11 protein-coding genes are annotated in these 13,805 nt (G+C 62.8%); 8 read left to right on the plus strand and 3 right to left on the minus strand.

What is annotated here, in order from left to right; translation table 11 throughout:
• The first annotated feature begins 341 nt into the window (after window positions 1-341).
• Genes P3T25_RS13420 through P3T25_RS13430 form a run of 3 tightly spaced genes read left to right on the plus strand, consistent with a single transcriptional unit; the run spans window position 342 to window position 5,038 of the window.
• Window positions 342-1,622, plus strand: a complete 1,281-nt coding sequence (locus tag P3T25_RS13420; protein WP_168435856.1) for a dicarboxylate/amino acid:cation symporter — start codon at window positions 342-344, stop codon at window positions 1,620-1,622.
• 46 nt (window positions 1,623-1,668) lie between these two features.
• Complete coding sequence (locus tag P3T25_RS13425) at window positions 1,669-3,669, plus strand: sensor histidine kinase (protein WP_154564186.1); 2,001 nt, start codon at window positions 1,669-1,671, stop codon at window positions 3,667-3,669.
• A 16-nt stretch (window positions 3,670-3,685) separates the two neighbouring features.
• Window positions 3,686-5,038: a sigma-54-dependent transcriptional regulator gene (locus tag P3T25_RS13430; RefSeq protein WP_171925151.1), complete on the plus strand. Its 1,353-nt coding sequence runs from the start codon at window positions 3,686-3,688 to the stop codon at window positions 5,036-5,038.
• An 87-nt stretch (window positions 5,039-5,125) separates the two neighbouring features.
• Here the strand turns inward: P3T25_RS13430 and P3T25_RS13435 are convergent, their stop codons facing one another.
• Entirely contained in the window at window positions 5,126-5,656 is a 531-nt protein-coding gene (locus P3T25_RS13435) for a TlpA disulfide reductase family protein (RefSeq protein WP_154564188.1), read from the minus strand.
• Between the two features lie 173 nt (window positions 5,657-5,829).
• Between P3T25_RS13435 and P3T25_RS13440 the strand changes: the two genes are divergently transcribed.
• Window positions 5,830-6,498: a hypothetical protein gene (locus tag P3T25_RS13440; protein ID WP_266258955.1), complete on the plus strand. Its 669-nt coding sequence runs from the start codon at window positions 5,830-5,832 to the stop codon at window positions 6,496-6,498.
• Between the two features lie 341 nt (window positions 6,499-6,839).
• Here the strand turns inward: P3T25_RS13440 and P3T25_RS13445 are convergent, their stop codons facing one another.
• Both P3T25_RS13445 and P3T25_RS13450 read right to left on the minus strand, forming a co-directional pair.
• Window positions 6,840-8,453, minus strand: coding sequence for a YifB family Mg chelatase-like AAA ATPase (locus P3T25_RS13445; protein ID WP_429358208.1), 1,614 nt, complete (start codon window positions 8,451-8,453; stop codon window positions 6,840-6,842).
• Between the two features lie 121 nt (window positions 8,454-8,574).
• Entirely contained in the window at window positions 8,575-8,832 is a 258-nt protein-coding gene (locus P3T25_RS13450; RefSeq protein WP_154564624.1) for an accessory factor UbiK family protein, read from the minus strand.
• A gap of 399 nt (window positions 8,833-9,231) precedes the next feature.
• Here P3T25_RS13450 and P3T25_RS13455 point away from each other — a divergent pair, with 399 nt between their 5' ends.
• From P3T25_RS13455 to gshB, 4 genes are all read left to right on the plus strand, one after another.
• Window positions 9,232-9,570 (plus strand): P-II family nitrogen regulator, encoded by a 339-nt coding sequence (locus P3T25_RS13455; protein ID WP_006048089.1) that lies wholly within the window; start codon window positions 9,232-9,234, stop codon window positions 9,568-9,570.
• 43 nt (window positions 9,571-9,613) lie between these two features.
• A complete protein-coding gene (locus P3T25_RS13460; protein WP_154564622.1) occupies window positions 9,614-11,122 on the plus strand; it encodes an ammonium transporter in 1,509 nt (502 codons plus the stop codon).
• A gap of 242 nt (window positions 11,123-11,364) precedes the next feature.
• The gene (gshA, locus tag P3T25_RS13465; RefSeq protein WP_154564620.1) at window positions 11,365-12,654 is read left to right on the plus strand and encodes a glutamate--cysteine ligase; all 1,290 of its coding nucleotides are present in this window, start codon (window positions 11,365-11,367) and stop codon (window positions 12,652-12,654) included.
• Window positions 12,655-12,755: 101 nt separating this feature from the next.
• Window positions 12,756-13,712, plus strand: coding sequence for a glutathione synthase (gene gshB / locus P3T25_RS13470; protein ID WP_171925154.1), 957 nt, complete (start codon window positions 12,756-12,758; stop codon window positions 13,710-13,712).
• Window positions 13,713-13,805: the final 93 nt, after the last annotated feature.

The raw sequence follows: 13,805 nt of genomic DNA on the forward strand, positions 1-13,805 counted from the left end.
TTTTCCCGGATTTGTGGCGTGGACGGATTCCGGATTCCCCGACGCCCCTCGTCCGGATTTCCGGAATCCCGGACTGCGCGTGCTGTAACACGCCAAAAAACCTATAAAAATCAAAGCGGTTCGCTGTTCGTCAAGCTGGCATCGACCTTGCATTTTAGATCACGCGGCCGCAACGGTCCGACAACTAAAGCAAGGAGACAACGATGTCTGATTTCCCTTCCCGGTATATCTGAATTCGTCGTCTTGTCGCGGCCTAATGCCGTGCACAGGCGTGACGACTATTCGTTCGCATGATGCGCAGCGTGGCAGGCCTTGAGCTCACCCATATCGCAGGAAACATCGTGAAGAAACCTATCCACAAAGTGCTGTACGTCCAGGTGATCGTGGCGATCATCATCGGCATTGCGCTTGGCCATTATTCGCCGGACTTCGCCGTCGACATGAAGCCGCTCGGCGATGGCTTCATCAAGCTGATCAAGATGGTGATCGGGCCGATCATCTTCTGTACGGTGGTGACGGGTATCGCCGGTATGGAAGACATGAAGAAGGTCGGGCGCGTCGGCGGCAAGGCGCTGCTGTACTTCGAAATCGTCTCGACGTTCGCGCTGGTGCTCGGCCTGATTGCCACGCACGTGCTGAAACCGGGCGTCGGCTTCAACATCGATCCGGCTACGCTCGACGGCAAGGCTGTCGCTTCGTATGCCGCGAAGGCACACGGCCAGACCACGGTCGACTTCCTGATGCACATCATCCCGGACACGCTCGTGTCGGCGTTCGCACAGGGCGAAATCCTGCAGATCCTGCTGATCGCACTGTTGTTCGGCGCGGTGCTGGCCACGGCCGGTGAGAAGGGCAAGGTCGTCACCAACTTCATCGACGGGCTTTCGCATGTGCTGTTCGGCATTGTGCGCATCATCACGAAGCTGGCGCCGATCGGCGCGTTCGGCGCGATGGCGTTCACCATCGGCAAGTACGGCATCGGCTCGCTGCTGCCGATGCTCAAGCTGATCGGCACGTTCTATCTGACTTCGATCGTGTTCGTGGTGGTCGTGCTCGGCATCATCGCGCGTGCGGTGGGCTTCAACATCCTGCGCTTTGTCGGCTACATCAAGGAAGAGATGCTGATCGTGCTCGGCACGAGCTCGTCGGAAGCCGCGCTGCCGCAACTGATGCTGAAGCTCGAAAAGCTCGGCTGCTCGCGTTCGGTTGTGGGCCTCGTGGTGCCGACCGGTTACTCGTTCAACCTCGACGGCACCAACATCTACATGACGATGGCCGTGCTGTTCATCGCTCAGGCGACCAACACCGACCTCACGTGGACGCAGCAGCTCACGCTGCTGGCGGTGACGATGCTGACGTCGAAGGGCGCGAGCGGTGTGACGGGCGCGGGCTTCATCACGCTGGCCGCCACGCTCGCTGTGGTGCCGACCATTCCGCTGTCGGGCATGGTGCTGATTCTCGGTATCGACCGTTTCATGAGCGAATGCCGCGCGCTGACGAACATCGTCGGTAACGGAGTGGCGACGGTGGTGGTGTCGGCATGGGAAAAGGAACTGGACCGCAACAAGCTGAACGCCGCATTGCGGGGTGAAGTGGCGGTCAAAGAGCCGGCCGAGGCTTAAGCCAGGCAACCGTCACGAGCACGACTTCGGCCGCGGACGCCCACCTATGAAAGCGGCGACCGCGAGCCGGGACCCAGCGCCGTCGGCCGACGAAGCTTACGCCGACGACGCGGCGCCTTATGCCACAATATCCGATCCTCACCGATCGGATATTGCCAACGTGACGCGCCGCCTGCTGATCCTCTTCGCGCTCGTCGCCGGGCTCGTGGTGGCGTGCGGGCTTACGTACACCATCGCGTGGCAGAGCGGGATCGATAATTTGCGGCGCAACGCCGCGGTGCGGGTCGATCGCACGACCAGCGCGCTGAAAAGCACGCTCGAGCGCTACGAATCGCTGCCTTATCTGCTGGCCGAACATCCCATTGTGCAAGACGTGCTGGTCAATCCCAGCCCTGCCAACGTCGAACGCGCCAATCTCTATCTCGAGGACCTCAACCGCCACGCGCGGGCAACGGTCACCTACATCATTCCGCTCGACGGCTATTGCGTCGCCGCGAGCAACTGGCATGGGCCGGGCAGCTTCATCGGCGCGGGCTATCAATTCCGGCCGTATTTTCTCGATGCGGTGAAGGGTGGCGTGGGCCGCTTCTTCGGTATCGGCACGATTTCCCAGGCGCCCGGTTACTACATCTCGCAGCCGGTGCGGCGTGACGGCAAGATCGTCGGCGTGGCAGTCGTCAAACTCGATCTCGAATGGTTTCAGGGCGCGGATGCGTCCGAACCTTTAGTTGTCACCGACGATCACGGCGTGATCTTTCTGTCGTCGGTGCCAGCGTGGAAATATCACACGATCCGGCCGTTGTCGGGGCAAGTCGCGGACTCGATCTACCAGGCGCGCCAGTATGCGCAGCAACCGATCCCGCCGCTGCCGGTGACGATCGAGCGCACGCTCGAAGGCAATGCGCAGATCGTGCGTATCGGCGGCGGCCGCTATGCGCCGCGCTATCTGGCGTCGCGGCGCGGCATGGGCGAGCCGGACTGGCATCTGATCACGATGTCGCCGGTCGGTCCTGTCAACGCTGACGCGCGCAATGCGACTATCGTGACCGGCTTCGGCTACGTGTCGCTGGTGCTGTTCGCGTTCTACTGGAGAATGCGCCGTGCCCGGGTGCGAGAAATGATGCGCAGCCGTTCGCTGCTGCAAAAGGCCTACGCTGAATTGAACCAGCGCGTGGCCGCGCGCACTGCGGATCTCTCGCAGGCGAACGAGCAGTTGCAGAAGGAAGTCGCCGAGCGAACGCGCGCCGAACAGGAACTGCGCGCGGCGCACGATGAGCTGATCCAGGCCAGCAAGCTAGCCGCGCTGGGTCAGATGGCGGCCGGCATCACGCATGAATTGAATCAGCCGCTCGCGGCACTGCGTGGTTTCTCGGACAACACGCGCGTGCTGCTCGAACGCGGCGACCAGGCGTCGGCGTTCGAAAATCTCGAAGCGATCGCTGCGCTCACCGAGCGCATGGGCAAGATCACCAATCAGTTGAAGTTGTTTGTCGGCCGCGCCCGGCCGCGCAGTGCGCGTGCGCCGGTCATGCGAGCGTTGCGCAACGTCATCGCGCTGCTGCAAAAGCGCCTGCAAGGCGTCGAAGTCGAGTTCGCTTTGCTCGATGCCGGCACCGGCGCGCGCATGCCGCTGAATCTCGCCGACGATCCCTCCGATCTGGTTGCCAATTGCGACGATCTGCGGCTCGAACAGGTGTTGATCAATCTGCTCGGCAACGCGCTAGACGCAACGGCGGGGATGACGCCGCCACGCATTTCGATCGAGATCGAAACCGCTGAGTCGAGTGTGTCGTTCGCTGTGCACGACAACGGCCCAGGCATTCCCGACGACGTGCTGCCGCGTCTGTTCGAACCGTTCTTCACTACGAAAGAAATGGGCCAGGGCCTGGGGCTCGGCCTCGCGATTTCATCGTCGATTGCGCGCGACTGCGGCGGCACACTGGTGGCGCGCAACGCGCCGGACGGCGGTGCATTATTCGTATTGACGCTGCGCCGCGCGCGCGTGCAGACGAGCCATACATCGGACCCGCTCACCACGGGTTCCTGAATCAGACGAGAACAACATGCTGAACGACGGCTTGCAGGTACTGTATATCGAAGACGACGAGCTGGTGCGGCGTGCCAGCGTGCAGAGTTTGCAACTGGCGGGCTTCGAGGTGATCGGCCATGCGTCGGCGGAATCCGCAGCGAAGATGATTAGCGCGGATTTCTCCGGGGTGATCGTCAGCGATATTCGCTTGCCTGGCGCGAGCGGACTCGAACTGCTTGCGCAGTGCCACGAGCGCGCGCCAGACGTGCCGGTGATTCTGGTCACCGGTCATGGCGATATTTCGATGGCCGTGCAGGCGATGCGTGACGGCGCGTATGACTTCATCGAAAAGCCGTTCGCATCCGAGCGTCTGATCGAAACCGTGCGACGTGCGCTGGAGCGCCGCAAGCTGGTGCTGGAGAACCTCGCGCTGCGTCGTGAGCTGGCCGGGCAGAACACGGTCGCGCCGCGCATCATCGGTCGTAGTCCAGCAATCGAGCAGGTGCGGCGGCTGATCGCGAATATCGCGCCGACCGACGCGTCGGTGCTGATCAACGGCGACACGGGCGCGGGCAAGGAGTTGATCGCGCGTAGTCTGCATGAACTGTCGCCGCGGCGTGACAAACCGTTTATCGCGGTGAACTGCGGCGCGCTGCCGGAGCCGATGTTCGAGTCGGAAATGTTCGGCTACGAACCCGGTGCCTTCACCGGCGCGGCAAAACGCCGCATCGGTAAGCTTGAACATGCTTCGGGCGGCACGCTGTTCCTCGATGAGATCGAGAGCATGCCGCTCGCGTTGCAGGTCAAGCTGCTGCGCGTGTTGCAGGACGGGGTGCTGGAACGGCTCGGCTCGAATCAGCCGATTCGCGTGAATTGTCGCGTGGTGGCCGCCGCGAAGGGCGACATGGCCGAGCATGTCGCGGACGGCTCGTTCCGGCGCGATTTGCTATACCGGCTGAACGTGGTGACGATCGCGCTGCCGCCCTTGGGCGAGCGTCGCGAAGACATCGTGCCGTTGTTCGAGCACTTCCTGCTGGATGCGGCGGTGCGTTATCAACGCCCTGCGCCGATTCTCACGGACCGGCAGCGTGCGAGCCTGATGCAGCGCGAATGGCCGGGGAATGTGCGCGAGCTGCGCAATGCCGCCGACCGTTTCGTGCTCGGCGTCGCCGACGATCCGGTCATGTCTTTCGCCGACGACGGCGTAGCGCCACAACCGTTGAAGGAGCGTGTCGAGCAATTCGAGCGGGCGGTGATCGCGGAGGCGTTGGAGCAGGCCGCTGGGGTAGTCGCGGTCGCAGCAGACAAGTTGCAGCTTGGAAAGGCGACGCTCTACGAGAAGATCAAGCGATATGGCCTCGCGGCCAAAGGGGAAGGGGAGCGGTGAGGATTTGAAGCGCCGGCGGCGAGGCGGTATGACCTCGGCGCCGGCGTGTTTGTCTGGGTGTTTTACTTCAGGCTGTTCGTGGGGCAATCAGGCCGCGTTGAGCGCTTTTTCCAGCAACTGGTCGAGTTCCGCGAATTGCGGTTCGCCGACATAGCGCTTCAGAATCTTGCCGTCCTTATCGATCAGGAAGGTGGTCGGCGTGAGCTGCACATTGCCGAACTGCTTGGCGGCAGAGCCGTCGTCCATTGCAACCTTGAACGGCAACTGGCGGGTTTGCGTGTAGTTGGCCACGTACATCGGTGCGTCGTAGTTCATTGCGACGGCGACGAATTCGAGCCCTTTGCCTTTGAAGCGGTTATAGGTCTGGACCATCTGCGGCATTTCCTTCATGCAGGTGTCGCAACTGGTCGCCCAGAAGTTGACCAGGTAGACCTTGCCTTTCAGATCGGCGGTCGAGACTTTCTGGCCCGACAGCAACGTGAAGGTCGCATCCGGCACGCGCTGCTGGCCGGCGAACGCGAAATAGCCGGCAATCGCGATCGCTACGGCCACGACGGCAATGATGATGATGCGAAGCGGATTCGCGCGCCGTGCGGCGGTGGACGGGGTGGAACTCATGAACGGAACCTCGAGAGTCGCGCAGAACGCGCGGAACAGTACGTGGATTTGGACTGTTAAATCCGGTATTGCTTGGCTCCGCTATTGTAGCCCCATTCCGGCAACGCGGCAGCGGGCGGCCCGGGAGGCGATAATAGGACTTTACGTTCCTGTCAGTCCGATCTTCTGTCCCCATGCTCCGAACTGCTTTTCGCTTGCTTGCCCGAATCTCCATCATCCCGTTTGGCCGCCCCGTTAGCCGTTCCTCACGTTTCGCCCTGGCAAACGGTCGCCCGGCCGGTGCCGCTTTCCGCTTGCGGCGAGCACGAGCAGTTCTCCGAACGGTGGCCTGCGCGCTGGCGTTGGGCGGCGCGTTGACAGCGTGTTCGCCGACCTTCGACTGGCGCACCGTCATGAATAACGACAACGGCTACACGGTCGACCTGCCGGCCAAGCCGGACAACGATCAGCGCGCGGTCCAGATCGACGGCAAGCCGATGCAGATGGCGATGCAGACAGCCGAAGCCGGCGACGCCGTGTTCGCGGTCGGCACCGTGATGCTGCCGAGCGATGACGAAGCGACGCAGCGTGCCGCCCTCGAATTCCTGCGCACGGGGCTCGCCCGTAACGTCGGCGCCGCGCCGGACGCGCACGCGGTGCAAATTCCGCTGGCCGCAGGCGGTCAGGTGCTGGGTCTGGAAATGAAGCTGACCGGTGAGGCTGGCTCGCAACACGAGACGCGCACAGTCTATGCGCGGCTGGTCGCGCGTGGCCGGCATGTGTATCAGGCCGCGATCATTGCGTCCAAGCCGGTGCAGCAGGAGCAGGTCGACCAGTTTTTTTCGTCGTTCCAGCTCTATTGAAAGTTGAAAGCGGCGTTTTTTGGTCAACTCGGTGCGCGACAAGATCGTAGTGCACAGTGAAAGTTCCTTCGTAGCATCGCGCGCTAATTCCCGGTTTACGTTGAAGTTTTCCGGTTGCGCACGGAGGCTGTGGATAACTCTGTTGAGAACTTCGCGTTTTTTGCCGCAGATGCCCATCCCGTGGGCATTCTGTCAGACTGAGTCAGCTCCGGGCGGTCGAAATAAGTCAATTAAATCAATGCTTTTGGGATGCGTGTCTCTGTATGCCTTTCAGTTGTTTCCAGATTTATCTGGAACGCGCACTTGTGCATAAGTCAAGTCTTGACAGGCGATTTTTCGCCTTATACAGACCCAAACGCCCGGCGATATTGGATGGCTTCACCGACTTGCGCCGCGCTCGGCATAGCCGCGCCGGCCAGGTCGGCGATGGTCCGCGCCACCTTCAGGACTCTGTAGTAAGCACGCGCCGACCAGCCGAAGCGCTCGCCGGCCTGGCGCAGCAAAGCTTCACCGTCTGCGTCGGGGCGGCAGACCTCGTCCACTTCCCGTCCGCCCAGTTCCCGATTGGTTTTGCCTTGCCGGGCTAGTTGCCGCTCGCGAGCGGCATTCACCCGTAGGGCGATCGCTGCACTCGATTCACCGGCGGTGGTGGAACGCGCCGACAACTCCGCCGGCGTGAGCGCAGGAATCTCGAGCTGGATGTCGATCCGGTCGAGCAGCGGCCCGGACAGCTTGCGCAGATAACGCGCCGCGATTTCCGGCGTGCATCGGCAGCGACCGTTGGGGTCGCCGCGCCATCCGCAGGGGCAGGGGTTCATCGCGGCGATCAACTGGCAGGCGGCTGGAAATTCCGCTTGCAAGGCGGCGCGCGAGATCGTGATGCGCCCGGCCTCGAGGGGCTCGCGCAGGGTCTCCAGCACATGGCGGTCGAATTCCGGCAATTCGTCGAGAAACAGCACGCCCAGATGCGCCAGGGTGATTTCGCCGGGTTGCGGCGGATTGCGCCCGCCGACCAGCGCCGGCCCACTCGACGAATGATGCGGCGCGCGAAACGGCCGCTGCCGCCATTGCGAGGGCGTAAAGCCGGCCCGGCTGGCGGACAGCAACGCCGCCGAGCTGAGCGCCTCGTCGTCGGTCATGGGTGGGAGCAGGCCTGGCAGGCGGGCGGCGAGCATCGATTTGCCCGCGCCGGGCGGCCCGACCAGCAAGACGTGGTGTCCGCCGGCCGCGGCGACTTCAAGTGCGCGGCGCGCGCCGCGCTGGCCGATCACGTCGGCCATGTCAGGAACGGCGGCGGGCGCGGTCTCGCTGAGGTCGGGCGCCGCGACAGGGTAAAGCCTGGCGTCGGGCGCGCCGGCCAGATGTGCGCACAGCGACGGCAGATCGGTGGCGCCATAGACATCGACACCCGGCACGAGCGCTGCCTCGGCCGCGCTTGCCGCGGGCAGATAGAGCTGCGGGGTAGATTGAGCGGACGTCTCGGACGTCGCCGGTTCGGCTGAAGTAATACGAGTAGACGCAGAATCAGACATGCCGCCCGAGCCGCCGTGAGAAGCACCGCTGCGGGCCGTTCCGCAGGCCATCGCGAAAGCCCCGCGCATCGGCCGCCGCGCGCCGGTCAGTGACAGTTCGCCGGCGAATTCACGATGCAGGAGGGACTCGGCAGGAATTTGCCCGCTCGCCGCCAGGATGCCTAAAGCGATCGGCAGATCGAAGCGGCCGGACTCCTTCGGCAAATCGGCAGGCGCGAGATTGACGGTGATGCGCCGCACGGGGAAATCGAAGCTGCAGTTCTGTAGCGCCGCGCGCACGCGCTCGCGGCTTTCGCGCACTTCCAGATCCGGAAGGCCGACGATCGAAAAAGAGGGTAATCCGTTGGCGAGGTGGACCTCGACGGTTACTTCGGGCGCGCGGCCAGAGGCCGGCGCGCGACTGCGCACCACGGCAAGCGACATGTTTTCTCCCGTCGGACCGCGCGCAGATGGCGCGCGCGAGTCCCCTAAAACGCTGATGACGTCACGGCTCGCTTGCCAGTGATGTGCAGCACTACGCAGCTAAAGCGCTGCGAGCAAAGCTTCAGGGCGTTTGCGTTGTGACCGGCAGCTTCTGTTCGAGCTCGGCGACGCGGCGCTCCAGCTCCTCGAGGCGCGCGCGGGTGCGCACCAGCACCTGGGTCTGCGTATCGAATTCCTCACGCGTGACCAGGTCGAGCTTGGAAAAGCCCTGCGACAGCATGGCTTTCACGTTGCGTTCGACATCTTTGGCCGGCGAGTTCTTGAACAGCTCGCTCATGCGGGCCTGAAAATCGTTAAAGACATCGTTCGGTTGTTTCATGGTGTTCCCCTTAATGCACAAAAAATGTGCATGTTTCATTGCGCCTGTGCTTTGTCGCGTCGAATGGTCCGTCTTGGTGCATGGCTTGTTGCCTGCCGCTGCCGCATGAGCCCGTTTGGTGCGCGCTCAAACGTTAAATGCCTTCGAACACTCTAGCAACGATCCATACGCCGCGCCACCGTGCCCCGCCAACGTTGGCCATCCGGCCAGGGCGGCTTGCGCCCCTTCTGCAGCATGCCCCGGACGAAGTCTGACACAACATGGCATGCGAGTTGCTGTTACTGCCCCGCGCGCACTGCCGGGTGCTTTTTACCGGCAGCGGAACGAGACCACGCGAACGGGTTACAGGGTACGCAAACAGGGTTACGCAACGGGTTACGCAACTTAGCGAGGGATTTCATGAAACTCATTACCGCAATCATCAAGCCGTTCAAGCTCGATGAGGCGCGCGAAGCCTTGTCGGCCATCGGCGTCTCAGGCATCACGGTGACGGAAGTCAAAGGCTTCGGTCGTCAGAAGGGCCATACGGAACTGTATCGGGGCGCTGAATACGTCGTCGATTTCCTGCCGAAGGTGAAGATCGAGGCCGCTGTCTCGGACGACATCGTCGACCAGGCGATCGAGGCGCTCGAACGCGCGGCACGCACCGGCAAGATCGGCGACGGCAAGATTTTTGTCACGCCGATCGAGCAAGTGATTCGGATTCGCACCGGGGAGACCGGCGCGGACGCTCTGTAACACCAAAAGATAGCGACACAGATAGCGACAAGAGGAAACGAAGATGCGCAAATTATTGATGTCCATGCTGATGGCCGGTTCGCTGCTCGCGGGCGGTATCGGCGCCGCCCTCGCGGACGACGCTTCCGCCCCCGCAGCCGCCTCGGCGCCTGCTTCCGATACGACGGCGAGCGCGCCGGCGCCTGACGCTTCGGCAGCGCCTGCTGCCGCCGCGGCTTCGGCACCGGCCGCTGATGCGTCCGCCGCACCGGCTGCCAGCGCCGCCGCAGCCGCGCCGGCAGCATCGGACGCCGCGCCTGCCGCCCCGACCGCGCCGTTCTCGGTCGATTCGTCGAAGATCAATTCGGGCGACACCGCCTGGATGCTGACCTCCACCGCGCTCGTGCTGTTCATGACGATCCCGGGTCTGGCGCTGTTCTACGGCGGTATGGTCCGCAAGAAGAGCGTGCTCGCGATCCTGATGCAAAGCTTCGCGATCACCTGCCTCGTGTCGATCATCTGGGTCGTGGTGGGCTATAGCCTTGCCTTCACGCCGGGTGGTTCGTTCATCGGCGGCTTCTCGCGCTTCTTCATGGCGGGTATGAACTACATCAAGGGCGACAAGGCCACGACGCTGACCGTCAGCCACCTCGCGCCGACGATCCCGGAAACGGTCTACGTCGTCTATCAGATGACGTTCGCGATCATTACGCCGGCACTGATCACGGGCGCGTTTGCTGACCGTATGAAGTTCTCGGCAATGCTGGTGTTCATGACGCTGTGGTCGATCATCGTCTACTCGCCGATCGCGCACATGGTCTGGGAACCGAGCGGCTGGCTGGCTGCCGCGGGCATCCTCGACTTCGCGGGCGGCACGGTGGTGCACATCAACGCCGGTATCGCGGCGCTGGTCTGCGCGCTGGTGCTCGGCAAGCGTGTTGGCTACGGCAAGGAAGCGATGGCGCCGCACAACCTGACGCTCACGCTGATCGGTGGCGCCATGCTGTGGGTAGGCTGGTTCGGCTTCAACGCGGGTTCGGCAGTGGCGGCAGACGGCCGTGCCGGTTTCGCGATGTTCGCAACGCAAGTGGCAACCGCAGCAGCAGCACTCGCATGGATGTTCGCCGAATGGGCAACCAAGGGTAAGCCGTCGGTACTCGGTATCGTGTCGGGTGCCGTGGCAGGTCTGGTGGCGATTACGCCGGCTTCGGGCTTCGTCGGTATGGCGGGTTCGCTGGTGATCGGCATCGCGGCAGGCGTGATCTGCTTCTGGTCGGCAACGTGGCTCAAGCACAAGCTCGGTTACGACGACTCGCTCGACGCGTTCGGCGTGCACTGCATCGGCGGTATCGTGGGTGCGCTGCTGACCGGTGTGTTCGCGGTCAAGGACATCGGCGGCGCGGACGGCAGCGTCATCCTGCAAGCCAAGGGCGTGCTGACGACGCTGATCTACAGCGGCGTGGTGAGCTACATCCTGCTGAAGGTGATCGACATGGTGATGGGCCTGCGCGTGACGGAAGAAGAGGAACGCGAAGGTCTGGACGTGAGCCTGCACGGCGAACACGTCGAATAAGGACTTCTCCAAGGAAGGTCGAGCTCTCTCCAGGGCTCGACGGAGCAGAATCAAGCGCAGCGACTTTGGCCCGCCTTTATGGCGGGCTTTTTTCTGGCCGCGCATCTTGTGAGCAGTAGTTTTCCGCGCCTATCATGGCGATAGCGAGAATGCATCCGCATCGGCTTGCGAATGGAGAAAGCGTCCCCAAATGGACAAAGCATTTGCTCTACAATCTTTTTTCTCCAGTCTGCGAGTGATCAATGGTTCCGCACCTAGTTACGGCGTTAAACGGCCCGCTGCTCGACCTCGAGCGGAAGATCCTCGACGCTACCCCCGCCATCGAACGCTGGTTCCGGCTCGAATGGCAGGAGCACACGCCGCCGTTCTACTGTTCAGTCGACCTGCGTAACGCGGGCTTCAAGCTCGCGCCGGTCGACACCAATCTGTTTCCCGGCGCATTCAACAATCTGCCGCAGGAAGTGTTGCCGCTCGCCGTGCAGGCCGCGATGGCGTCGATCGAAAAGATCTGCCCGGACGCGAAGAACCTGCTGGTGATCCCCGAGCGCCATACGCGCAACGCGTTTTATCTGGAGAATGTCGCCCGTCTGGCCGCGATCATGCGCCAGGCCGGCTTGAACGTGCGTTTCGGCACGCTCGACGAAAGCATCGTCGGGCCGGTCACGATCGCGCTGTCCGACGGCCAGAAGCTCGTGCTCGAACCGCTCGAGCGCACGCCGCGGCGCCTCGGCTTGAAGAACTTCGACCCGTGCTCGATTCTGCTGAACAATGACCTGTCGGGCGGCATTCCGCCCGTGCTGGAAAATCTGCACGAGCAGTACCTGCTGCCGCCGCTGCATGCCGGCTGGGCGGTTCGCCGTAAATCGACGCACTTCTCCTGTTATGACGACGTCGCGAAGAAGTTCGCGAAGATGGTCGAGATCGATCCGTGGATGATCAATCCGTACTTCGCGCATGTCGAAGGGGTCGATTTCCAGGAACGCACCGGTGAAGAAGCGCTGACGGATGCGATCGACGGCGTGCTCAAGAAGATCGCCAGGAAGTATCGCGAGTACGGCATTTCCGAGAAACCGTATGTCGTCATCAAGTCGGATGCGGGCACGTATGGCATGGGCGTGATGACCGTGCACGACGCCTCGGAAGTGGCCGCGCTCACCAAGCGCGAACGCGCCAGGATGGCTGCCACCAAAGACGGCCTCGAAGTGCATGACGTGATCGTGCAGGAAGGGGTGTACACCTTCGAGCGGATCGGCGAAGAAGTCGCCGAGCCGGTCGTGTACATGATCGACCGTTACGTGGTGGGCGGCTTCTACCGCGTGCACGGCAGCCGCGAGCGCGATCAGAATCTGAACGCGCCCGGCATGCACTTCGTGCCGCTTGGCTTCGAGCATACGGCCCTGCCGGATGCCCACGCCAAGCCCGGCGCGGCGGTGCCGAACCGCTTCTATATGTACGGCGTGGTGGCGCGGCTCGGGTTGCTGGCCGCATCGGTCGAACTGGAAAAGACCGATCCGGAAGCGATTCAGGTTTAAGCCTCGCGAGGTGGTCGATGGCGGCATGCGTGCCGCCATCGTCATTTTCAGCGACTATATTGACGATCAATGCCAAGCCCTAAGGGCGCACCGGAATCCTCATGGACATTCTTTTCATTGCCGATCCGCTCACGCAGTTCAAGATCTACAAAGATTCCACCTACGCGATGATGGCAGAAGCCGCGCGCCGCGGTCACACGCTCTACACGTGCGAGCCGAAGCATCTGGCGTGGACCGGCGGCGACGTCGAGGCGAACGTGCAGCGCTTTGCGATTACCGGCGACGTGACCGACCTGCATCGCGACACGTGGTACGCCGCTGAAGCGGCCACGCCAAAATCGCTGAAGAGTTTCAGCGCGGTCGTGATGCGCAAAGACCCGCCGTTCGACATGGAATACGTGACGTCGACGTGGCTGCTGGAAATGGCCGAACGCGGCGGCGCGCGCATTTTCAACAAGCCGCAGGCGATTCGCGATCATTCGGAAAAGCTGGCGATCGGCGAGTTCGCGCAGTTCGTGGCGCCGACTTTGGTGACGCGCGACGCAGCCCGTTTGCGCGCCTTCCATGAAGAACACGGTGACGTGATCCTCAAGCCGCTCGACGGCATGGGCGGCATGGGTGTGTTCCGCGTGAAGGCCGATGGCATGAATCTCGGCTCGATCATCGAGATGCTGAGCCACGACGGCGCGCGCTCGGTGATGGCGCAAAAGTTCATCCCCGAGATCAAGGAGGGCGACAAGCGCATTCTCCTGATCGGCGGCGAAGCGGTGCCGTTTTCGCTCGCGCGGATTCCTCAGGGTAATGAAGTGCGCGGCAACCTCGCCGCGGGTGGACTGGGCGTGGCGCGTCCGCTTACCGATCACGACCGCAAGATCGCCGACACGCTCGCGCCGGTGCTCGCCGCGCGTGGTCTGCTGCTGGTCGGGTTGGATGCGATCGGCGACTGGCTCACCGAGGTGAATGTGACGAGCCCAACGTGTTTCCGCGAGATCATGGATCAGACCGGCTTCGACGTCGCCGCGATGTTCATCGACGCATTGGAGCGCGCGGCCGCTTGAGGCGCAGCCCTTGAATGGCCGCCAAGGCCCCCAAACTGTGTAGTAAATCCGCATCAAGCGAAACACCGGCTTTGGCGTGAAAATGAGCCTGAT

The sequence above is a fragment of the Paraburkholderia sp. GAS32 genome (genome assembly GCF_050434225.1).
In the GTDB taxonomy this organism is placed as follows: domain Bacteria; phylum Pseudomonadota; class Gammaproteobacteria; order Burkholderiales; family Burkholderiaceae; genus Paraburkholderia; species Paraburkholderia madseniana.